Source organism: Variovorax paradoxus NBRC 15149 (genome assembly GCF_001591365.1).
In the GTDB taxonomy this organism is placed as follows: Bacteria; Pseudomonadota; Gammaproteobacteria; order Burkholderiales; family Burkholderiaceae_C; genus Variovorax; species Variovorax paradoxus.
Window position 1 is genome coordinate 235,412 of record NZ_BCUT01000008.1, and the last position, 21,201, is coordinate 256,612.

General features: G+C 66.2%; 20 protein-coding genes and 2 tRNA genes. 9 read left to right on the forward strand and 13 right to left on the reverse strand.

All coding sequences use genetic code 11. The annotated features are described in order from the left end of the window. Positions 1 to 2 precede the first annotated feature (2 nt). Together VPA02S_RS30100 and rnr are read right to left on the reverse strand one after the other, a co-directional pair. On the reverse strand, positions 3 to 767 hold the full coding sequence (locus tag VPA02S_RS30100) for an SDR family oxidoreductase (protein ID WP_012747703.1): 765 nt from the start codon (positions 765 to 767) through the stop codon (positions 3 to 5). A 58-nt stretch (positions 768 to 825) separates the two neighbouring features. Next, positions 826 to 3,093 (reverse strand): ribonuclease R, encoded by a 2,268-nt coding sequence (gene rnr, locus VPA02S_RS30105; protein ID WP_062367127.1) that lies wholly within the window; start codon positions 3,091 to 3,093, stop codon positions 826 to 828. A gap of 80 nt (positions 3,094 to 3,173) precedes the next feature. Between rnr and VPA02S_RS30110 the strand changes: the two genes are divergently transcribed. From VPA02S_RS30110 to VPA02S_RS30125, 4 genes are all read left to right on the forward strand, one after another. Next, positions 3,174 to 3,258: transfer RNA gene (locus VPA02S_RS30110), tRNA-Leu, on the forward strand. Between the two features lie 238 nt (positions 3,259 to 3,496). Beyond that, positions 3,497 to 3,760 carry a hypothetical protein gene (locus tag VPA02S_RS30115; protein ID WP_218002190.1) on the forward strand — a complete coding sequence of 88 codons (264 nt, stop codon included), beginning with the start codon at positions 3,497 to 3,499 and terminating at the stop codon, positions 3,758 to 3,760. A gap of 2 nt (positions 3,761 to 3,762) precedes the next feature. Further along, positions 3,763 to 4,155: a YkvA family protein gene (locus VPA02S_RS30120; RefSeq protein ID WP_062367131.1), complete on the forward strand. Its 393-nt coding sequence runs from the start codon at positions 3,763 to 3,765 to the stop codon at positions 4,153 to 4,155. Positions 4,156 to 4,235: 80 nt separating this feature from the next. Beyond that, positions 4,236 to 4,532 (forward strand): hypothetical protein, encoded by a 297-nt coding sequence (locus VPA02S_RS30125; RefSeq protein ID WP_062367133.1) that lies wholly within the window; start codon positions 4,236 to 4,238, stop codon positions 4,530 to 4,532. A gap of 269 nt (positions 4,533 to 4,801) precedes the next feature. Here VPA02S_RS30125 and VPA02S_RS30130 read toward each other — a convergent pair whose 3' ends face one another. From VPA02S_RS30130 to VPA02S_RS30160, 7 genes are all read right to left on the reverse strand, one after another. Next, positions 4,802 to 5,083: a hypothetical protein gene (locus VPA02S_RS30130; protein WP_012747700.1), complete on the reverse strand. Its 282-nt coding sequence runs from the start codon at positions 5,081 to 5,083 to the stop codon at positions 4,802 to 4,804. 152 nt (positions 5,084 to 5,235) lie between these two features. After that, positions 5,236 to 6,642: a 30S ribosomal protein S12 methylthiotransferase RimO gene (gene rimO, locus VPA02S_RS30135; protein WP_062367135.1), complete on the reverse strand. Its 1,407-nt coding sequence runs from the start codon at positions 6,640 to 6,642 to the stop codon at positions 5,236 to 5,238. A gap of 41 nt (positions 6,643 to 6,683) precedes the next feature. Further along, a complete protein-coding gene (gene phaR / locus VPA02S_RS30140; RefSeq protein WP_041946121.1) occupies positions 6,684 to 7,244 on the reverse strand; it encodes a polyhydroxyalkanoate synthesis repressor PhaR in 561 nt (186 codons plus the stop codon). A gap of 72 nt (positions 7,245 to 7,316) precedes the next feature. Continuing rightward, positions 7,317 to 7,685, reverse strand: coding sequence for a hypothetical protein (locus VPA02S_RS30145; protein WP_244883808.1), 369 nt, complete (start codon positions 7,683 to 7,685; stop codon positions 7,317 to 7,319). A gap of 170 nt (positions 7,686 to 7,855) precedes the next feature. Further along, positions 7,856 to 7,932, reverse strand: a tRNA-Val gene (locus tag VPA02S_RS30150). Between the two features lie 49 nt (positions 7,933 to 7,981). After that, entirely contained in the window at positions 7,982 to 10,126 is a 2,145-nt protein-coding gene (locus VPA02S_RS30155; protein WP_244883817.1) for a RelA/SpoT family protein, read from the reverse strand. Positions 10,127 to 10,232: 106 nt separating this feature from the next. Next, a complete protein-coding gene (locus VPA02S_RS30160) occupies positions 10,233 to 11,192 on the reverse strand; it encodes an alpha/beta fold hydrolase (RefSeq protein WP_244883810.1) in 960 nt (319 codons plus the stop codon). 68 nt (positions 11,193 to 11,260) lie between these two features. Between VPA02S_RS30160 and VPA02S_RS30165 the strand changes: the two genes are divergently transcribed. Continuing rightward, complete coding sequence (locus tag VPA02S_RS30165; RefSeq protein ID WP_062367174.1) at positions 11,261 to 12,031, forward strand: 3-hydroxybutyrate dehydrogenase; 771 nt, start codon at positions 11,261 to 11,263, stop codon at positions 12,029 to 12,031. 9 nt (positions 12,032 to 12,040) lie between these two features. Here the strand turns inward: VPA02S_RS30165 and VPA02S_RS30170 are convergent, their stop codons facing one another. Both VPA02S_RS30170 and VPA02S_RS30175 read right to left on the reverse strand, forming a co-directional pair. Continuing rightward, positions 12,041 to 12,751: an SIMPL domain-containing protein gene (locus VPA02S_RS30170; RefSeq protein WP_062367138.1), complete on the reverse strand. Its 711-nt coding sequence runs from the start codon at positions 12,749 to 12,751 to the stop codon at positions 12,041 to 12,043. Positions 12,752 to 12,811: 60 nt separating this feature from the next. Further along, complete coding sequence (locus tag VPA02S_RS30175; RefSeq protein ID WP_062367140.1) at positions 12,812 to 13,168, reverse strand: hypothetical protein; 357 nt, start codon at positions 13,166 to 13,168, stop codon at positions 12,812 to 12,814. 173 nt (positions 13,169 to 13,341) lie between these two features. Here VPA02S_RS30175 and ompR point away from each other — a divergent pair, with 173 nt between their 5' ends. Together ompR and VPA02S_RS30185 are read left to right on the forward strand one after the other, a co-directional pair. Next, on the forward strand, positions 13,342 to 14,073 hold the full coding sequence (gene ompR / locus VPA02S_RS30180; RefSeq protein ID WP_012747691.1) for an osmolarity response regulator transcription factor OmpR: 732 nt from the start codon (positions 13,342 to 13,344) through the stop codon (positions 14,071 to 14,073). Positions 14,074 to 14,149: 76 nt separating this feature from the next. Continuing rightward, positions 14,150 to 15,565 (forward strand): sensor histidine kinase family protein, encoded by a 1,416-nt coding sequence (locus tag VPA02S_RS30185; protein ID WP_012747690.1) that lies wholly within the window; start codon positions 14,150 to 14,152, stop codon positions 15,563 to 15,565. A gap of 5 nt (positions 15,566 to 15,570) precedes the next feature. Here VPA02S_RS30185 and ispF read toward each other — a convergent pair whose 3' ends face one another. Then, complete coding sequence (ispF, locus tag VPA02S_RS30190; protein WP_062367142.1) at positions 15,571 to 16,065, reverse strand: 2-C-methyl-D-erythritol 2,4-cyclodiphosphate synthase; 495 nt, start codon at positions 16,063 to 16,065, stop codon at positions 15,571 to 15,573. Continuing rightward, positions 16,062 to 16,775, reverse strand: a complete 714-nt coding sequence (gene ispD, locus VPA02S_RS30195) for a 2-C-methyl-D-erythritol 4-phosphate cytidylyltransferase (RefSeq protein ID WP_026284068.1) — start codon at positions 16,773 to 16,775, stop codon at positions 16,062 to 16,064. Before ispD ends, ispF begins: the two co-directional genes overlap by 4 nt. Before the next feature lie 116 nt (positions 16,776 to 16,891). Here ispD and mfd point away from each other — a divergent pair, with 116 nt between their 5' ends. Further along, positions 16,892 to 20,389: a transcription-repair coupling factor gene (mfd, locus tag VPA02S_RS30200; protein ID WP_018905038.1), complete on the forward strand. Its 3,498-nt coding sequence runs from the start codon at positions 16,892 to 16,894 to the stop codon at positions 20,387 to 20,389. Continuing rightward, positions 20,386 to 21,099, forward strand: coding sequence for a phosphoserine phosphatase SerB (serB, locus tag VPA02S_RS30205; protein WP_062367144.1), 714 nt, complete (start codon positions 20,386 to 20,388; stop codon positions 21,097 to 21,099). The genes mfd and serB overlap by 4 nt, the downstream gene beginning before the upstream one ends. Positions 21,100 to 21,201: the final 102 nt, after the last annotated feature.

Here is a 21,201-nt window from a genome sequence, read left to right on the forward strand (position 1 = left end):
TTCTAGCCGCGCCCGACGAAGGGCATCTTCGTCGCCATGACCGTATGGAACAGCACGTTGGCCTCCAGCGGCAGGTTCGCCATGTAGAGCACCGACTGGCCCACGATCTTCACGTCCATCAGCGGCTCGATCGCGAGCTCGCCGTTGGCCTGCGGCACACCCTTGGCCATGCGCGCGGCCAGTTCCGTCATGGCGTTGCCCACGTCGATCTGGCCGACCGCGATGTCGTACTTGCGCCCGTCGAGCGAAGCGGTCTTGGTGAGGCCCTCGACTGCATGCTTGGTCGCGGTGTAGGCCGCGGAATTGGGCCGCGGCGCGGTGGCCGAGATGGAGCCGTTGTTGATGATGCGGCCGCCGCGCGGCGTTTGCGCCTTCATCGTGCGGAACGCCTGCTGGATGCAGAAGAACATGCCGCTCAGGTTGATGTCGACCACGCCGCGCCACTGCTCGGGCGTCCAGTCTTCGAACGGCCCCGGCGGGTTGCCCACGCCGGCGTTGTTGAACAGCAGGTCGACCCGGCCGAAGCGCTCCACCGCGGCGGCGAACAGCGCCTGCACCGATTGCGCATTGGCCACGTCGGTGGGCACTGCGAAGGCGCGCGCACCGGCGCCGGACTCTTCGGCCACCTGTTCCAGCGGCTCGAGGCGGCGCCCCGCCAGGGTCACGCTCCAGCCGTCGGCCAGCAGCGCCAGCGCCGCAGCGCGGCCGATGCCGGTGCCGGCGCCCGTGACGATCGCAATGCGGCCCTTGTTGTTTTCCACGCTCATGCTCGGTGTCTCCTTCTCGGTTTGTCTGTATGGATGGGATGCAATGCTGCGTTGCGCATCATGCGCGCCGCGGCTTGCGGCCCTTCATCTTGTTGGCGGCCTTCTTGACGGCGGACTTGAAAGCCTGCATCGCCGACTGGGGGCCCGCCGCCGCGACGGTCGCGCTGCGCTCGACGCGCTGCTCGGACACGGCTTCGGCCTTGTGGCGCGAGCTGCGCTTGGCCGATGCCTTGACCGGCACGCCGGCCGAGGCTGCGCCCTTGTCCTTCATGGCGCGCGTGGTGAGGTCTTCGCCTTCGCGCACGAGGCGGAAATCGATCTTGCGCCCGTCCAGGTCGACGCGGCTCACCTGCACCCGCACGCGGGTGCCGATGGCGTAGCGAATGCCGGTGCGCTCGCCGCGCAGTTCCTGGCGCATCTCGTCGAACTTGAAGTATTCGCCGCCGAGTTCGGTGATGTGCACCAGCCCCTCGACGTACATCGCATCGAGCGTCACGAAGATGCCGAAGGTGGTGGCCGCGGTGACGACGCCGCCGTACTCTTCGCCCAGGTGCTCGCGCATGTACTTGCACTTGAGCCAGGCTTCGACGTCGCGGCTGGCTTCGTCGGCGCGGCGCTCGTTGGCGCTGCAATGCAGGCCGGCCGCTTCCCAGGCCAGCACTTCCTTGGTCGGCGCGACGGTGGCTTTCTGCGGCTTGGTGGTCGGCGCCTTCACGCGCGAAGCCAGCCGCTTGGCGAGCTTGGCATGCGCCTCGCCCGGCGTCGGCAGCATCGGCAGCTGGTAGCGCGTCTTGCCGAGGATGGCCTTGATCACGCGGTGCACCAGCAGGTCGGGGTAGCGCCGGATCGGGCTCGTGAAGTGCGTGTAGGCCTCGTACGCCAGGCCGAAATGGCCGCTGTTGATGGGCGTGTAGATCGCCTGCTGCATCGAGCGCAGCAGCATGGTGTGGATCTGCTGCGCGTCGGGGCGCTCCTTGGTGGCTTCGGCAATCGCCTGGAACTCGCCGGGACGCGGATCGTCGGTGATGCTCAAGCCCACGCCCATGGCCTTCAGGTAGCCGCGCAGGATTTCCTTCTTCTCGGGCGTCGGGCCTTCGTGCACGCGGAACAGGCCCGGGTGCTTGCCTTCGGCGATGAAGTCGGCACTGCACACGTTGGCCGCGAGCATGGCTTCTTCGATGAGGCGGTGCGCCTCGTTGCGCGTGCGGGGCACGATCTTCTCGATGCGGCCCGCGTCGTCGCAGATGATCTGCGTCTCGGTGGTTTCGAAGTCGACCGCGCCGCGCTTGCCGCGCTGCTTGAGCAGCGCCTTGTAGACGTCGGCCAGGTTCAGCAGGTCCTTGACGCGGTCCTTGCGCTTGGCAGCCTCGGGGCCGCGCGTGTTGCCAAGAATGGCGGCCACTTCGGTGTACGTGAAGCGCGCATGGCTGAACATCACGGCCGGGTAGAACTGGTAGGCGTAGATCTCGCCGTCGGCGGCCACGAGCATGTCGCACACCATGCACAGGCGCTCGACTTCGGGGTTCAGCGAGCACAGGCCGTTCGAGAGCTTCTCGGGCAGCATCGGAATCACGCGGCGCGGAAAGTAGACGCTGGTCGCGCGGTCGTAGGCATCGATGTCGATGGCCGAGCCGGTCTGCACATAGGCGCTGACGTCGGCAATGGCCACCAGCAGGCGCCACCCCTTGCCGCGGCCGACCTTGGCGGGCTCGCAGTACACGGCGTCGTCGAAGTCGCGCGCGTCCTCGCCGTCGATGGTGACCAGCGGAACGTCGGTCAGGTCGATGCGCCCTTTCTTGTCGGCGGGGCGAACCTTCTCGGGCAGCGCCTTGGCTTCGGCCAGGCAGGCCTCGGAAAACTCGTGCGGCACGCCGTACTTGCGCACCGCAATCTCGATCTCCATGCCGGGGTCGTCGATCTCGCCCAGCACTTCCTTCACGCGCCCGACCGGCTGGCCGAACAGCGCCGGCGGCTCGGTGAGCTGCACCACGACCACCTGCCCCACCTTGGCGGGGCCGGTGGCGCCCTTGGGAATCAGGACGTCCTGTCCGTAGCGCTTGTCTTCGGGCGCGACGAGCCAGACGCCGCCTTCATGCAGCAGGCGGCCGATGATCGGCTGCTCGGGGCGCTCGACGATTTCGACCACCCGCCCCTCGGGACGTCCGCGCCGATCCTGCCGCACCACGCGCGCCTTGACACGGTCCTTGTGCAGCACTGCACGCATCTCGTTCGGGGGCAGATAGATGTCGGCTTCGCCGTCGTCGCGCTGCACGAAACCGTGTCCGTCGCGATGCCCTTGAACAGTTCCTTCAAATTCATCCAGCAGACCGCTGGAAGTGCCATTATTTTTGATATGATTCTCTCTTTCCTGAAATTCAAAACATAACTGCTTCGGCAGCTATGTGGGCCCAGATGGCGGAATTGGTAGACGCACTAGTTTCAGGTACTAGCGAGTAACATCGTGGAGGTTCGAGTCCTCTTCTGGGCACCACCCCTACCAAGCTGAAACCCCTGTGAATCATCGATTTACAGGGGTTTTTTCTTTTCCCTGGGAACATGATCGAGGGATGTTCTCCCTCACGGATGCCGATCGCGGCCAAGCCAGGCCGCACCGACGGTTGTGTGCCGCGTTCGCGCACCGCGTCGTGATCCTGAAGCGGAACATTCTGCGAAGCGCTTGTCGGCGGCACGGATTCGAACAAATGGAACGGGCTTCGTCTCATGGAATGATGCAGCAACCCGCTCCTGAAGAAGCGGCTTTCCACCATTCTGACGCAGTACATCGACGGATGATCGCGCAGAGTCTCGAGAAGCAGAGCAACCGAATCAATAACACCGTGTTGGCAGTAGAGGTGAACCGCACAACCCAAGCTGATGAGCGCGGTATGGGCTCGCAGCAGTGGATCGCCGGCGGATCTGCGTGGGTTGCGACGGCTTTGAAGCCGAGGTGCACCTTAACACGCGAAGCAATGCGCCGGTTCGACAGCGTGTGAGCATGGCCATTTTCCAACGCATCAGGCAATGGGCGTCGCGCATCAAGCGCGATGGCGTGACCCTGTGGTTTGCTTACCGCCATCCGGGCACGCCCTGGTTCGCCAAGCTGCTCGCGGCCTTCGTCGTCGCCTATGCGCTGAGCCCGATCGACCTCATCCCGGATTTCATTCCCGTTCTAGGCTACCTCGACGACGCCTTGCTGCTGCCCGGCCTGATCTGGCTGAACATCCGGCTCATTCCGGCCGATGTGCTCGAGGAATGCCGCCAGCGCGCCGACCTGTGGATGAAGGAACAAGGCGCGAAGCCCCGAAGCATTGCGGGGGCCGTGCTCGTCCTGGCGGTCTGGATCGGTGCTGGTGCTGCGCTCTGGGCCTGGTTCGGCACGCAAAAGTAGGCCGTCACCGGCGGCAACAACTCTCGACATCGTGAATTTTACTGTATATTTGTACAGTCTTTTCACAAAGGATAACCGCCATGTCGACATCCGAACCCACCACCTCCCCTGCTCGCAACCATGCGCTGGCCGAAGCACTGGCATGGATTTCAAAGTTCGCACATGCATGGAAGGCCATCGAGCCGGCACCTCATTCGCTGAGCATCGATGGATTCATCATCTGGGGCCCTGTGCTCTATGAGAAACACCGCAACGAGGACCCTGTGGAACTCGCGGCACGGCTGTACGGCCAGTCGGGCGAGTATTCCAGGTACCTGTATCCAGGCCGCCCGCCCAAGAGCAACGATGCACTGCCGACTTTCGGCTCCAACGTGTAGCAAAAGTCACACTTTCACGTCAAAAACGATTCAAAAGGTAACTTGAATGCGTACACAAGGTTACGTTTGATTTGAGAATATCAAATTTAGCGGAGACCATTGTGATCACAGCATTCACCTTGTTAGTCGGCATGTTCCTCGGGGCGTTGTTCATGAGCCTCCTGGTCGTTTCTCGCTCGGATGACTGAGAAGAAGAACGGCCGGGCCCTTGCAGCCCTGTCCATGCCCATCGAAAAGCCCGCTTGCAGCGGGCTTTTCCTTTTCTTGAACTACGTCAGCAGGTTCGACTTGGGCCTGCGGTTGCTCTCGATCGAATAGATCGCCGGCTTGTCCTGCTCGGTCTTCGTAGCCGCCGCCTCGCTGCTGGGAGCTGGTAGCGGATAGACCTCGCCGGAAAGGCGCTTCACACGCTCCGCATACATCTTGGCCAGGGCCGCGTGATGCTCCGCTGCAGCCTGGTGCTCGAGACGCGCCATCTGGGCTTCGTGAAGCAGCGTGGCAGCCCTTTTGAGATGAAGGCTGGATCCGGATTGAAAGAGCTGGAAGAACATGGGACCTCCTGGAGAACACAAGCCGCCACGTTCAAATGCCAGGGTGCATGCGTCTGTAGGCGTACAACTTTTTCGCCTGTCGCTCAGTCCGTGGTTCGCAAGTCGGCGATCGCCACCCTGCTCTCTCTTGCTCTCGCCAGGATGGCGACGGTTCAGATCGGCAGCGCGATCAGGTCGTGGCCCTCGGCACCCACGATGCGGGCCCGCGTGAATTCACCCACCTTGAGCGTCTTGCTGATCTTCTCGGGCGGCAGCAGGCGCACGGTGCCGTCGATCTCGGGGGCGTCGGCGTAGGTGCGGCCCACGCCGCCCTTGCGCCCCATGCCGGGTGCCGAGTCCACCAGCACCTGCATGGTTGCACCGATGCGCTGGCGCAGCTTGGCGATCGACACCGCTTCGGCCACTTCCATGAAGCGGGCGCGGCGCGCTTCACGCTCTTCCGGCGGCAGCATGCCGGGAATGTCGTTGGCGGTGGCGCCTGCCACAGGGCTGTAGGCGAAGCATCCGGCGCGGTCGATCTGCGCCTCGCGGATGAAGTCGAGCAAGTGCTCGAACTCCTGCTCGGTTTCGCCAGGGAAGCCCGCGATGAAGGTGCTGCGGATCACCAGTTCGGGGCAGACCTCGCGCCACCGCGCCAGGCGCTCCAGGTTCTTTTCGCCGCTGGCCGGCCGCTTCATGCGCCTGAGCACGTCGGGGTGGCTGTGCTGCAGCGGCACATCGAGGTAAGGCAGCACCTGGCCACTGGCCATCAGCGGAATGATCTCGTCCACGCTCGGATACGGATACACATAGTGGAGCCGGACCCAGGCGCCATAAGGCTCGGCAATTTCGCCCAGCGTGCGCACCAGTTCGAGCATGCGCGTCTTGACCGGCTTGCCGTCCCAGAAGCCGGTGCGGTACTTGACATCCACGCCATAGGCCGAGGTGTCCTGGCTGATCATCAGCAGTTCCTTCACGCCGCCTTCGAACAGAGCCTTGGCCTCGCCGAGCACATCGCCGACCGGCCGCGACACCAGGTCGCCGCGCATCGAGGGAATGATGCAGAAGGTGCAGCGGTGGTTGCAGCCTTCGCTGATCTTCAGGTAGGCATAGTGCCGCGGCGTGAGCTTGAGGCCCGCGATGCCGAAGGTGTTGGGAACCAGGTCGACGAAGGGGTCGTGCGGCTTCGGCAGGTTGGCGTGGACCGCGTCCATCACTTCCTGCGTGGCGTGCGGACCGGTCACGGCCAGAACGCTCGGGTGCATTTGCCGCACCAGGTTGCCGCCCTGGTCGCCGGTCTTGGCACCCAGGCAGCCCGTGACGATCACGCGGCCGTTTTCCGCCAGCGCCTCGCCGATGGTGTCCAGGCTTTCCTTCACGGCATCGTCGATGAAGCCGCAGGTGTTGACGATCACCAGGTCGGCGCCCTCGAAGGTCTTGGCCGTTTGGTAGCCCTCAGCGCTCAGCTGGGTCAGGATCAGTTCGGAATCGGTCAGGGCCTTGGGGCAGCCCAGGCTCACAAAGCCGACTTTGGGGGCGGCCGTCGTGGCGGCACGTTCGGGGGAGGCAACTTCGCTCATATATGCCCCTATTGTCCCAGCTATCGGCCGGGGCCGGGATTTCAGGGGCGTTTGATGCCGAATGCGCCCAGGACCTGCTCGGTATTTTTCTGCATCTGCTCCTGCATCTGCAGGAACACGTTCTTGGACTGCTCGACGTAGTTGCCCATGAGTCCCTGGAGCATGGGCGACTGCATGGTCATGAAGCGCGACCACATCTCGGGCGTGAGGCCCTCGGCCTTTTCGGCGAGCTGGGCCTGCACCTCGGTCATGGCCTGGATGTTCTTTTCGAGGTAGGGGCCCATGTAGCCCTGCATCGCCTGACCGTAGAAGCGGATGATGTTGGCCAGCACCTGCTCGGTGAACATGGGCGCACCGCCCGCCTCTTCCTCGAGGATGATCTGCAGCAGGATGCTGCGCGTGAGGTCGTCGCCGGTCTTGGCATCGCGCACCACGAACTGGGCATTCTGTATGACCAGCTGCTTCACCTCGGTGAGCGTGATGTACGTGGATGTCTCGGTGTCGTAGAGCCTTCGGTTGGGGTACTTCTTGATTACACGTTGCACCGGCTTGACCCCGGACTTCTTGCTCTGCACTGCGGACTCCTTCACATGGATGCCCATGTCATCCGATGATTCTAGGTAGCGGTTTTGCTGCATCGCGACAAGGTTTACCCTGACCGTGCCTGCGCCGCTTCAACCGAGCGTTGTCGCGTACTCGGCGCTGCAGGCGCTGCAGGTGGCGGTCTCGGGGCGTTCTTCGGTGGCTTCCCTGAAACGCAGCGGACTCTTGTGGCCATAGACCACCCAGCAGCGCGGACAGTGCTCCTGGCCTGCCGTGGGCAAGTAGGCGCGCGAGCGCTGCTCGGCGCGCTCCTGCGTCACGGGCGTGCCCTGCCGGATGGCGCGGGCTATTTCGCGTGCCGCCATGGTGTCGGTGCGGCCGCTTGCGTGGTCGTTGATGCCATAGACCGCGCGCGCAAATTCGATGGGAGCCTGCCTGAGCAATGCGGCCAGGCGCATGTCGGCATGAGCCCGATCAACCAGCGTTGATCGCGTATTCATCAGATCGCTTGTCAAGAAATTTGAAAAAGGTTTGCAGAGCGGCCAAGGTAGCACAACAACATGGCCATGGTCTTTGTCTGCTTCACCGCTAGGACGATTGGATCACCGGGGAACCCGGTGAAAGCTCTGTTCGAAAGACCCGGTGGTTGGCCGGAAGTCGAAACAGAAATTGGTAGGCGCGATTGGACTCGAACCAACGACCCCCACCATGTCAAGGTGGTGCTCTAACCAGCTGAGCTACGCGCCTAAGGATGTGTCCGAGAAGCAGCTATTGTAGCAGGAGAAAACGCGCTTTTTTAACGCCGACGTGCAGATCGCACACCGGCAACCGCCGTCACCACGCCAAGCACCTGCGTGAGCCGCGCCGCATCGGAGATTTCCACGGTGAAAGTCATCCACGCCGTGCCCTTGACCGATTGGGTCTGCACGCCGATCACGTTCATCTTCTCGCGTGCGAACACATCGGAGATGTCGCGCAGCAAGCCCTGGCGGTCGGCCGCTTCCACGGCCACGTCGACTGCATAGACCGGCGCTTCGCCGCCCTTCGCGGCGCCCCATTCGACATCGATCACGCGCTCGCCATCGCGCGAGGCCATCATGCGGAAGTTGCTGCAGTCGACGCGGTGCACGCTCACGCCGTGGCCGCGCGTCACGAAGCCGCGGATGGCGTCGGGCGGCGCGGGCTTGCAGCACTTGGCGAGCTGCGTCATCAACGAGGACACGCCCACCACCAGTACGCCGCCCTTGCCGGACTTCTCGCTCGCGCGCGGCTTCTTGATCTGCACGCCGTCGTCGGGGTTGGGCGCGGGCTCGGGCGGACGCAGCAGCACCTCGATGTTGCGCAGCGAGAACTCGTCCTTGCCGACCACTTCGAACAAATGATCCGCCGACTTGAAGCCCAGCTGAGAAGCCAGGTCCTCGAGGCGCGTGGAGGTCTTGCCTTCGCGCTGCAGCAGCTTCTCGACCGCCTCGCGCCCGCGCGCCACGGTTTCGTGCGTGATCTGCGCGTTGAACCATGCGCGCACCTTGGCGCGCGCGCGGTGGCTTGCAAGGTAGCCGAGCTCGGCATTGAGCCAGTCGCGCGAAGGCCCGCCCTCCTTGGCCGCGATGATCTCCACCGTCTGGCCGTTAGACAGCGGCGTGTTGAGCGGCACCATGGCACCGTCGACACGCGCTCCGCGGCACCGATGGCCCAGTGTGGTGTGCACGGTGTAGGCAAAGTCGACCGGCGTCGCACCTTGCGGCAGTTCGACGATGGCTGCGTCGGGCGTGAGCACATAGATGCGGTCGTCGAAAAGCCCCTGGCCCTGCGAGCCGCCCGAAAGGTCGCGCTCCCATGCCAGCAGTTGCCGCAGCACGGCGATCTTCGCGTCGTATTCGCCGCTCGCCCACACGCCCGCATAGCCCTTGTGTCCGGCTTCCTTGTAGGCCCAGTGCGCCGCCACGCCATGCTCGGCATGGTCGTGCATTTCGTCCGTGCGGATCTGGATCTCGATCGGCTTGCCGGGCTTGCCGTCGACCATCTCGCGCACCACGGTGTGCAGCGACTGGTAGCCGTTGGGCTTGGGCCGCGCGATGTAGTCGTCGAACTCTTCGTCGATTGGCAGGAAGTGCGAGTGCACCCAGGCCAGCGCTGCGTAGCAGTCCTTCACGTCGGGCACCACCACGCGCAGCGCGAGGATGTCGAACACCTGCGCGAAGTCGAGCGACTTGCCGCGCATCTTCTTGACGATGCTGTAGATGTTCTTGGGCCGCCCCTGCACCGTGGCGCGCACGCCCTCGGCCTGCAGTTCGCTTTCGAGCTGCGAGCGCAGCTGCTCGACGTGGCCTTCGCGCTCAACACGCTTCTCGTCGAGCAGGCGCGCAATCAGCTTGTAGGTCTCGGGCTCCAGGAAGCGGAACGAGAGGTCTTCGATCTCCCACTTCACCTGCCAGATGCCGAGCCGGTTGGCGAGCGGCGCGAACACCTGCAGCGACTCGCGCGCCACGCTTTCGGGCGCCGGCTGCTTGCTGGCGGCGGCGTGCCGCAGGGTCTGCAGCCGCGATGCGAGGCGCAGCATGACCACGCGCAGGTCGCGCGAGAACGCGAGCAGCATCTTGCGCACGTTCTCGGTCTGCGCACCCGCTGCGCCTTCGGCCAGGTGATGGCCCTGCGAAGCCGAGCGGGCCTGCTCCTGCACGCGCACCAGCTTGGTGGTTTCGACCGCCAGCGCCGCGAAGTTGTCGCCGAACACCTTGGCGATGACCTCCTGCGGGCGGTTGAGATGCTGGCAGGCGTAGACGAGGTAGCTCGCGGCCTGCATGGCCTCGGAGCCGCCCATCTTCGCGACGATGGCGGCGACGGCGTCGGCATGCGCCAGCGTGTTCTCGCCGGTATCGAGCTTTTCGTCGGCGATCAGCGGCTCGGCGAAAGCGCGTGCACGGGCGAGCATGTTCTCCATGACCGGCGTGCGGTCGGCCGTGGCGGCGGACAAGGGATAGTCCACCACCGCCGTATCGGAGGCGTGCGCCGTTTGAAGACTCGAAGACTCGCGCTTCACGTTGGCCTCAATCGAACAGGAAGTTGGTGACGGCGCCCACCTGCACGGGGTCGACGAAGGTGGGCGCATGGCCCACGCCTTCGAACTCGATCAGCGCCGCGCGCGGACCGCGCTGCGTCATGGCCAGGGCCGTTTCGCGCGAGAGCAGGTCCGACTGCGCGCCGCGCGTCACGAGCGTGCGCGCATCGATGGCGTCATAAAGGCTCCACATCACGGCGCCGCCCTGGGCCGCAGCCTCGGGCGTGATGGCGCGCAGCGCAACGGCAATGGCGGGGTCGTAATGAAGCAGCCAGGGACCGGCTGCGCCGCCATCGGATTCGCCGGCCTCCACCTTGGCGGCGCCATCGGGCGTGCGCTGCGATGCGGGCACCACCATGTGCTGCGACAGCAAAAGCCACTGGTCCGGTGTATGGGGGCCGAAGCTGGTCGAGATCGCCCACATGGCGTCGGCCGCCGACTGCAGGCTGTCGTAGCGGCCGCCCTGTCCCACGTAGGCGCCGATGCGCTGCAGCGCCGCGGCCTCGATCGTCGGGCCCACGTCGTTCACGACGAAGCGGCGTATCGGCCGGGCCAGCGGCAGCTGCTTGTGCCCCGCCAGCACGAAGCCGATCAGCCCGCCCATGCTGGTGCCCAGGTAGTCGAGCGTGTCGATCGGTTGTTCGCGGTGCAGCTGCGCAACCAGCGCCAGCATGTCGGCCGCATAGACCGGCACCTGGTAGAGGGCCGGGTCGCGCAGCCAGTCGCTCTGGCCGCGCCCCGCCACGTCGGGGCAGACCACGCGCACGTCGCCGGCGGCGCGTGCCACGAGGGCCTCGGCGAGCACGTCGAAGTCGCGTCCCTGCCGCGTGAGGCCGTGCACGCAGACCACCACGCGCGCACTGCGCGCGTCGCCCCATTGCCAGTAGGCCATGCGGTGACCGCCCTGGGCGTCATCGCACGCCACGTAATGAAGCGTCGGTTCTGTCATGAAAACGAAGTCGTCCTGGTGCGGATAATGGTCTCGTCGCATCCTAATTCATCCGGAGATTGATCTTCATGCTCAAAGGCAAAACCGCGCTTGTCACGGGGTCCACCAGCGGCATTGGCCTGGCCATTGCCAAGTCGCTTGCACAACAAGGCGCAAACATCGTGCTCAACGGTTTCGGCGACGCCGAAACCCCCAAGTCCCAGATCGAGGCGCTCGGCGTGCGCGCCGAATACCACGGCGCCGACATGAGCCAGCCCGCTCAGATCGAGGACATGATGAAGTTCGCCGCGTCCAGATTCGGGCGCGTCGACATCCTCGTGAACAACGCCGGCATCCAGCACGTGGCAAAGGTCGAGGACTTCCCGCCTGAACGCTGGGACGCCATCATCGCCATCAACCTCACGAGCGCATTCCACACGACCCGGCTCGCCATACCCGCGATGCGCGAGGCCAACTGGGGCCGCATCATCAACGTGGCATCGGCCCACGGGCTGGTGGCCTCGGCGCAGAAGTCGGCCTACGTGGCGGCCAAGCACGGCATCGTGGGCTTCACCAAGTCGGTCGCGCTCGAAACCGCGACCACCGGCATCACGAGCAATGCAATCTGCCCGGGCTGGGTGCTGACGCAGCTGGTGCAAAAGCAGATCGACGACCGCGCGGCGCGCGAAGGCATCTCGGCCACGCAGGCGCAGAACGAGCTGCTCGGGGAAAAGCAGCCTTCGCTGCAGTTCACCACGGTCGAGCAGCTCGGCGGCCTGGCGGTGTTCCTGTGCTCGCCGGCCGCCGACCAGGTGCGCGGCGTCGCCTGGCAGATGGACGGCGGCTGGACCGCTCAATAAAAGAAGAAGCTATTTGAGCTGCACCGATCCCGAGACGTTCACGACCACGCTGGCCTTGCCGGCTTCCACCGGCACCGGCGCGTCGGCCGCAAAGGACTTGGCCGCCGCCGCCATGACGCGCGGCCGGATCGGGCCGCTGTCGTTCGCGTTCACCGAGACTTCGCGCAGCGTGTAGCCGCCGAAGCCGAAGCCCTTGGCCAGTTCGGTGGCCTTCTGCTTGAAGTTCTCGATGGCGATGGTCTGGGCCTCGGTCTCGCTCTTGGCGCGCTGCTCGCGGCTGAGCGCGAAGCCCACGTTGCCGACGTTCAGCGTGGTGATGCGGCCCGCGGTCTGCGTGATGCGCGCGAAGTCGCGGCCCTCGAGCAGCATTTCGGCGGAGCCCTGCCAGCCGTTGATCTTGCCTTCGCGGGTGTAGCGCGGCGACAGGCTGAAATTGCCGGTGCGCACGTCGAGCTGGCCGGGCTGGGCGTTTTTCTTGGCCTCGGCCAGGGCCGCGTCCACCGCGGCCTTGAGCTGCGACTGGACCGTGGCGGCATCGGCGGCGTCGCGCGTGGTGGTGAGCGTCATGCTGAGCATGTCCTGCTGCACTTCCACCGTGCCCGAGGCCGTGAGCTGCAGCACGTTCTGCGGCGGCGGGACCATGTTCTGGGCGATGGCAGTGCCGGCGGTGCCAGCCGCAGCCAGTGCGGCAAAGGCGGCGATCAAACTGATTTTTTTCAAGACGAGCTAACTCCCCTGGGTTGGTATTCGAGAACGCGAGAGCACGCAGCCCTCGCCGCTTCAGCGGCGCTGGCTGCGGGGCAAGGTCAGGGCGCGCGCGGCCGACATCGGCTCCGGCACCATTCGCTCGGCCGGCTGCGATTCTGCCGAATTCAGCACGTGGGGTGTGCCGGACGGCGTCCATTGCCTTCGCACCTGCTGGCGCAGTTCGAAGAGTTCGGCCGCCGTGAGGCGCCTGCCGGCCACGGCCTCCTCCCGCCGGATTTCGTCGCGCTGCGCGGCACGGTGGGCCGCTACCGCCTCGCGTACCTCGTTGCGCCGCGAATCACCGACCCTGAGAAACTCGCCGGCGTTTGCCAAGGCAGGGCCGCAGCTGCAAGCAACAAGGATCGGCAGGACGGGAAGAAGGGTTCTCATTGAACAAAAGTCATAGCACTGGGCGGACTTTGCCACCGCCGGGCGAACGTCGGATGACTAGACAGCGAGCGACCGCAAGTTTTGTAACTTAGTGTCAAACCATAAGTAAAACCGGCTCAACGGGGGCTCAACGCCTTCAGAATCGGCGCTGTTACAAATTCAACGTTGTAGAAATGACTCAAGTTCCCGCCCGCACTGACAAGATCGTGATCGTCGACGACGACGCCCGCATCCGCGACCTGCTTCGCCGCTACCTGACCCAGGAAGGTTTCGAAGTGATCGTGGCCGAGGACGGCAAGGCGCTCAACCGCATCCTGTTGCGCGACACGGTCGACCTGATCGTGCTCGACCTGATGATGCCCGGCGAAGACGGCCTGTCGGTCTGCCGCCGCCTGCGTGCCGCCAACGACCGCACGCCCATCATCATGCTCACCGCCAAGGGCGAGGACGTCGACCGCATCGTCGGCCTCGAGGTCGGCGCGGACGACTACCTGGGCAAGCCATTCAACCCCCGCGAACTGCTGGCGCGCGTGCATGCGGTGCTGCGCCGCCGTCCGCCGCTCGAGGCGCCCGGCGCTCCTTCCACCGAGAACGAAACCGTCACCTTCGGGCCCTTTGCCTTCGACCTGGGTTCGCGCACGCTCAAGAAGGACGGCGAGGAACTGTCCCTGACCACCGGCGAATTCGCGATGCTCAAGGCGCTGGTGCGCCATCCACGCCAGCCGCTGTCGCGCGAGAAGCTGGCCCAGCTGGCCCGCGGCCGCGAGTTCGAGCCCTTCGACCGCAGCCTCGACGTGCAGATCTCGCGCCTGCGCAAGCTGGTCGAGGCCGATGCGGCGGCGCCCCGCTACATCCAGACCGTGTGGGGCGTGGGCTACGTGTTCGTGCCGGACGGCACGGCCTGAACGACACCCTGAGGTGGCCATCGGCCTGCAATCCGCCAGACCCAGCCCAGCCCAGGAGGACGGCGCGCAGGTCACCATGCCAAGCCCCCTGGAGGGCAGCGGCCAGCGTGACCGGCGACCGGGCCTGAAGCTCGGCTTCAGCCTTTTCTGGCGCACATTCTTCCTGCTCGCTCTGCTGCTGATCGGCTGTACGGTCGCCTGGCTGCAGACCTTCCGCTCGCTCGAATACGAGCCGCGCGCCATCCAGACGGCACACCAGATCGCCTCGCTCGTGAATCTCACGCGCGCGGCGCTGGTGTATTCGGATGCGATCACGCGGGTGTCGCTGATCAAGACGCTGGCCGACCAGGAGGGCGTGCGCATCCTGCCGCGCGAGCCCAACGACCGCTTCCAGCCCTACACCAGCGGCGCGCTCGACCAGCGCGTGACCGAGGAGCTGATCGACCAGCTCGGCGAAGGCACCACGGTGGCCAGCCGCGTCAACGACGAGCCGGGCCTGTGGATCGGCTTCACCATCGAGAGCGACACCTACTGGCTGCTGCTTGACCCGACCCGCTTCAGCCGCGTAGGCGGACGCACCTGGCTGGTCTGGCTCAGCACCGCCATGGCGCTGTCCCTGGCCGGCGCGGCGCTGATCACGCGGCTCATCAACCTGCCGCTCAAGCAGCTGTCGCGCGCCACCATGCAGGTGCGCGAAGGCGAATACGAGGCGCACCGGCTCGACGAGAGCGCCCGCACCAACGAGATCCGCGCGGTCAACATCGGCTTCAACCGCATGGCCGACCAGCTCGCCAAGATCGAGCAGGACCGCGCCATCATGCTGGCCGGCATCTCGCACGACCTGCGTACGCCGCTCGCGCGGCTGCGGCTCGAAACCGAGATGAGCGTGTCCGACGAGGACGCGCGCGACCACATGGCGGCCGACATCGCCCAGCTCGACGCCATCATCGACAAGTTCCTCGACTATGCGCGCCCCGACCATGTCGACCCCAAGCCCGTGCTGCTGCGCGACGTTGTCGATGCCTGCACCTACGCCGTGCAGGACTACGAAGAAATGAACATCCGCGTCGACGTGCCGCCCGACCTGCGCGTGCTGGGCGACGAGGTCGAGCTCACGCGCGTGATCTCCAACCTGGTGGAGAACGCGCGGCGCTACGGCAAGACACCCTCCACCGGCATTGCCGACGTGGTGATCCAGGCGCAGTCGAACAACGACGCGGTGCTGATCAAGGTGCGCGACCACGGCGCGGGCGTCGAGCCCGCCCTGCTCTCGCAGCTGACCAAGCCCTTCTTCCGCGGCGACGTGGCGCGCACCTCGGCGGCCGGCGCCGGGCTCGGGCTGTCGATCGTGGCAAAGAACATCGAGCGCATGGGCGGCACCTTTGCGCTCACCAGCACGCCCGGACGCGGCCTGGCGGCGCACATCCGCATGCCGCGCGCCATGCCCGAGCCGAGGCCGGCGGCGGAAGCGCAGCAGGGCCGGCGGGCCTGAGTCGATCAGCCCTGGCGGTGCAGCAGCACCACCGCGCGCGCTTCCATTGCGCGGCCTTCGCCGACCGGGCCGAGCTTTTCGGCCGTCTTGGCCTTCACGTTGACCTGCTCGGGCGCGAGGCCCAGCACCTGGGCGATGCGCCGGCACATGGCCGGGATGTGCGGCGCCAGCTTGGGCGCCTGTGCAATCACCGTGCTGTCGACATTGCCGATCTCCCAGCCCGCGGCGCGCACCCGGCGTGCCGCTTCACCGAGCAGCACGGCCGAATCGGCGCCGCGGAACTGCGCATCGGTGTCGGGAAAATGCCGGCCGATGTCGCCCAGGCCGGCCGCGCCGAACAATGCATCGGTGATGGCGTGCAGCAGCACGTCGGCATCCGAATGTCCCAGCAGGCCGGTGGTGTGCGGAACCTCCACGCCGCCGAGAATGAGCTTGCGCCCCGCCACCAGCTGGTGAACGTCCCAGCCCTCGCCCACGCGGATGTTGAACGCGGCCGTCATGCGATGGCCTTCCTGCGGCCGAGCAGCACCGCCTCGGCCAGCGCGAAGTCCTCGGGAAAGGTCACCTTGAAGTTCTGCGCGCTGCCCGGCACCAGCAAGGGCGACAGGCCGATGGCCTCGATGGCGCCGGCCTCGTCGGTCACCGCGTCGCCGGCCCGCTCCAGCGCATCGAGCAGCATGCCGATGCGGAACATCTGCGGCGTCTGGGCCAGCCACTTGTCGGCCCGCGAAAGAGTCTGGGAGACGCGGCTGTCGGCCGAGGAGGCCTTCAGCGTGTCGGCCAGCCGCTGCGCCAGCAGCCCGCCGACGGCGTCGTGCTCGCAGGCCGCGATCAGCGCCTCGATCTGGCTCGAGGTGACGAGGCAGCGCGCCGCATCGTGCACCAGCACCCAGTCATGCGCCCCGGCACCCTTCTGGCGCAGCGCCGCGAGACCGTTGCGCACCGTGGCGGCGCGCGTGACGCCCCCCACGCGCAGCAGGAATTCGTTGTCGGCCGGAAAGCGCGGCAGCGCCGTCTGCACCTCGCGGTCGTCCGGCGACACCACCACCGCCAGTCCCGCGAAGCGGCCCGCCAGCGCGCGGAACGCAGCCACCGTGTGGGCCACCATCGACGATCCCGCCAGCCGCTGGTATTGCTTGGGCTGGGCGCCACCTGCACGGTGGCCGAAGCCGGCGCAGGGAATCAGCACGAAAAATCGGGAAGAAGACATGGGGTGCGGCACGGACCAAGGGCCGGCAAGCGGATAAGGGGCCGCCATTCTAGAATCGACCGTCTCATACACCCCTCGCCCTCAGCGCGGGGTGTTCTGCATTTTCTAAGCGTTCCATGGACCTCCCCCACCTCACGGCGGGCAAGCGATTCACGCTGCCGCGTCCTCCTTTGTCGGCCGATGCGCTGCTGCTGGCGCAGTTGGGCATGCGCGAGAAGGCCGCGGGCCGCGCCACCGCGATGTTCACGGCCGATGCCAACGACGCGCAGCGGCTGATCGACGAGATCGCCTTCTTCGCGCCCGAACTGCGCTGCGCCCTGTTCCCCGACTGGGAAACGCTGCCCTACGACAGCTTTTCCCCGCACCAGGACCTGATCAGCGAGCGCCTGGCCACGCTCTGGCGCATCAGCCAGAAAGAGGCCGACGTGGTGCTGGTGCCCGCCACCACCGCGCTCTACCGGCTCGCGCCGCCGGCCTTCCTGGCCGGCTACACCTTCCACTTCAAGGCCAAGCAGAAGCTCGAGGAATCCAAGCTCAAGGCCCAGCTCACGCTGGCCGGCTACAGCCACGTGACACAGGTGGTGAGCCCGGGCGAATACGCGGTGCGCGGCGGCCTGATCGACCTCTTTCCGATGGGCTCGCCCGTGCCCTTCCGCGTCGACCTGTTCGACGACGAGATCGACTCGATCCGCACCTTCGACCCCGACACCCAGCGCAGCCTCTATCCGGTGCCCGAAGTGCGGCTGCTGCCCGGCCGCGAGTTCCCGATGGACGACGACGCCCGCGCGCGCTTCCGCAGCCGCTGGCGCGAACTGCTCGAAGGCGACCCGACCAAGAGCCGCATCTACAAGGACATGGGCAACGGCGTGGCCACCGCCGGCATCGAGTACTACCTGCCGCTGTTCTTCGACGAGACGGCCACGGTGTTCGACTACCTGGGTGCGGACGCCACCGTGGTGCTGCACGGCGACCTCGAGCCCGCGTTCCAGCATTTCTGGCAGGACACGAGCGAGCGCTATCGCCTGGTGCGCGGCGACCCCGAACGCCCGGCGCTGCCGCCCGAGGCGCTGTTCCTGAGCGCCGAGCAGTTCTACCAGCGCGCCAAGCCGCATGCGCAGCTCGCGATCCGCGGAAACGCCGGCGGCGGCGACATTGCCACCGACACGCCCTACGCCGAGTTCGACAGGCTGCCGCCCTTTGCCGTGGTGCGCGGCGCCGAAGACCCATTGGTCGGCCTCAAGGCCCACATCAAGGCCACACCGCACCGCGTGCTGCTGATCGCCGAAAGCGAAGGCCGGCGCGAAAGCCTGCTCGACTTCCTGCGCGCCAGCGGCGTGAGCCCGCCGGCCTTCGATTCGCTGGCCGAGTTCGAAGCCTCGGCCGACGAGAAGATCGGCATCGCCACCGCCGCGCTGGCCTCGGGCTTTGCCTGGCGCGAGCAGGGCATCGACTTCGTCACCGAGACCGAGCTCTTCGCCACCGCACCCACCACGCGCCGGCGCAACAAGAAGCAGGAACAGGTCAGCGACGTCGAGGCGCTGATCAAGGACCTGTCCGAGCTCAACGTGGGCGACCCGGTGGTCCACACCGCGCACGGCATCGGACGCTACCGCGGCCTGATCCACATGGACCTGGGCCAGGGCACCGATGCCGAAGGCAAGCCGCTCTTGCAGGAAATGCTGCACCTGGAGTACGCCGACAAGGCCACGCTCTACGTGCCGGTCTCGCAGCTGCACCAGATCAGCCGCTACACCGGCGTCAGCGCCGACGAGGCGCCGCTGCACAAGCTGGGCTCCGGCCAGTGGGAAAAGGCCAAGCGCAAGGCGGCCGAGCAGGTGCGCGACTCGGCCGCCGAGCTGCTCAACATTTATGCCCGCCGCGCCGCGCGGCAGGGCCATGCCTTCCGCTATTCGGCCGCCGACTACGAGGTGTTCGCCAACGACTTCGGCTTCCAGGAAACCGCCGACCAGAAGGCCGCGATCCACGCCGTGGTGCAGGACATGATCTCGCCCCAGCCGATGGACCGCCTGGTCTGCGGCGACGTGGGCTTCGGCAAGACCGAGGTGGCGCTGCGCGCCGCCTTCATCGCGATCACCGGCGGCAAGCAGGTGGCCTTCCTCGCGCCCACCACGCTGCTGGCCGAGCAGCACTACCAGACGCTGGTCGACCGCTTCGCCAAGTGGCCGGTCAAGGTGGCCGAGATGAGCCGCTTCCGCTCGGCCAAGGAGATCACCGCGGCGGCCAAGGGCCTGGCCGAAGGCACGGTCGACATCGTGGTCGGCACGCACAAGCTGCTCTCGCAGTCGGTCAAGTTCAAGAACCTGGGCCTGCTCATCATCGACGAGGAGCACCGCTTCGGCGTGCGCCACAAGGAGGCGATGAAGGCCATGCGCGCCGAGGTCGACGTGCTCACGCTCACCGCCACGCCGATTCCGCGCACGCTGGGCATGGCGCTCGAGGGCCTGCGCGACCTGAGCGTGATCGCGACCGCGCCGCAGCGGCGCCTCGCCATCAAGACCTTCGTGCGCAACGAGGGCACGGGCGTGATCCGCGAAGCCGTGCTGCGCGAACTGAAGCGCGGCGGGCAGGTGTACTTCCTGCACAACGAGGTCGAGACCATCGAGAACCGGCGCCAGAAGCTCGAAGAGATATTGCCTGAGGCCCGCATCGCGGTGGCCCACGGCCAGATGCCCGAGCGCGAGCTCGAGCGCGTGATGCGCGACTTCGTGGCGCAGCGCTACAACCTCTTGCTGTGCTCGACCATCATCGAGACCGGCATCGACGTGCCGACTGCCAACACCATCGTGATGAGCCGCGCCGACAAGTTCGGCCTCGCGCAGCTGCATCAGCTGCGCGGCCGCGTCGGCCGCTCGCACCATCAGGCCTATGCCTACCTGATGGTGCCGGACACCGAGGGCCTCACCAAGCAGGCGGCGCAGCGGCTCGACGCGATCCAGCAGATGGAAGAACTGGGTTCGGGCTTCTATCTTGCGATGCACGACCTGGAAATCCGCGGCACGGGCGAAGTGCTGGGCGAGAACCAGAGCGGCAACATGATGGAGATCGGCTTCCAGCTCTACAACGAGATGCTGAGCGAGGCCGTGCGCGCGCTCAAGGCCGGGCAGGAGCCCGACCTGCTCGCGCCGCTGTCGGTCACCACCGAGATCAACCTGCACGCCCCCGCCCTCCTGCCCGATGACTACTGCGGCGACGTGCACCTGCGCCTGTCGTTCTACAAGAAGCTGGCCACCGCGAAGACGCCCGAGCAGATCGACACCCTGCTCGAAGAAATCGTCGACCGCTTCGGCAAGCTGCCGCCGCAGGCGCAGACGCTGATCGACACGCACCGGCTGCGCGTGCTCGCACGGCCGTACGGCGTGGTGAAGGTGGATGCGGCGCCGGGCGTGATCCACATCACGTTCAAGAAAGACCCGCCGGTCGACTCGATGGCCATCATCCACCTGATCCAGAAGAACAAGCACATCAAGCTCGCGGGCAACGAGAAGCTGCGCATCGAGCGCGAGCTGAAAGAGCCCAAGGAGCGTGCGCAAATGGTGCGCGACGTGCTGCGCAGCCTCGGACAACCGATCGTCAAGGAACCCGCCCCCGCATGAGCGCAATCACAGAAATCTCCCCCGGCCTCGCCGTCCAGCGCATGAAGCCGCCGCTGAAGCTGGCCGACTTCAAGCTGATCGCGTTCGACATGGACTCGACGCTGATCAACATCGAATGCATCGACGAGATCGCCGATGCGGTCGGCAAGAAGGCCGAGGTGGCCGCCATCACCGAAGCCACGATGCGCGGCGAGATCAAGGACTTCAAGGAAAGCCTGCGGCGGCGCGTGGCGCTGCTCAAGGGCGTGCCGGTCGAGGCGCTGCAGCAGGTCTACGACGAGCGGCTGAAGCTCAATCCGGGAGCGGCGGAACTGGTGGCGGCCTGCAAGGCGGCCGGGCTCAAGGTGCTGCTGGTGTCGGGCGGCTTCACCTTCTTTGCGAACCGCGTGAAGGACCGCCTGGGCATTGACTTCGCACGCTCCAACCTGCTCGACGAGGCCGATGGCAAGCTCACCGGCCAGGTGGTGCAGCAAAGCTGGGGCGACATCTGCGACGGCGCCGAGAAGCGCCGCACGCTGCTCGAGGTTGCATCCCTGCTCGGCATTTCTCCGCAGGAAGCCATTGCCGTGGGCGATGGCGCGAACGACCTGCCGATGATGGGCGAAGCCGGCCTCTCCGTGGCCTACCACGCCAAGCCGAAGGTGCGCGAGCAGGCCATGGTGGCGATCAACGAAGGCGGGCTTGAGCGGCTGTTGGAGCTTCTGGAGTGACTCTTTGCCTCGCGTTGTGTTTGACGTGATTTGTTCAGTGCGCTGGTTGATCAGCGGCACACCGGCAGCGTGCCCTGGTGCACAGGGCATCGGGTGCTCCCC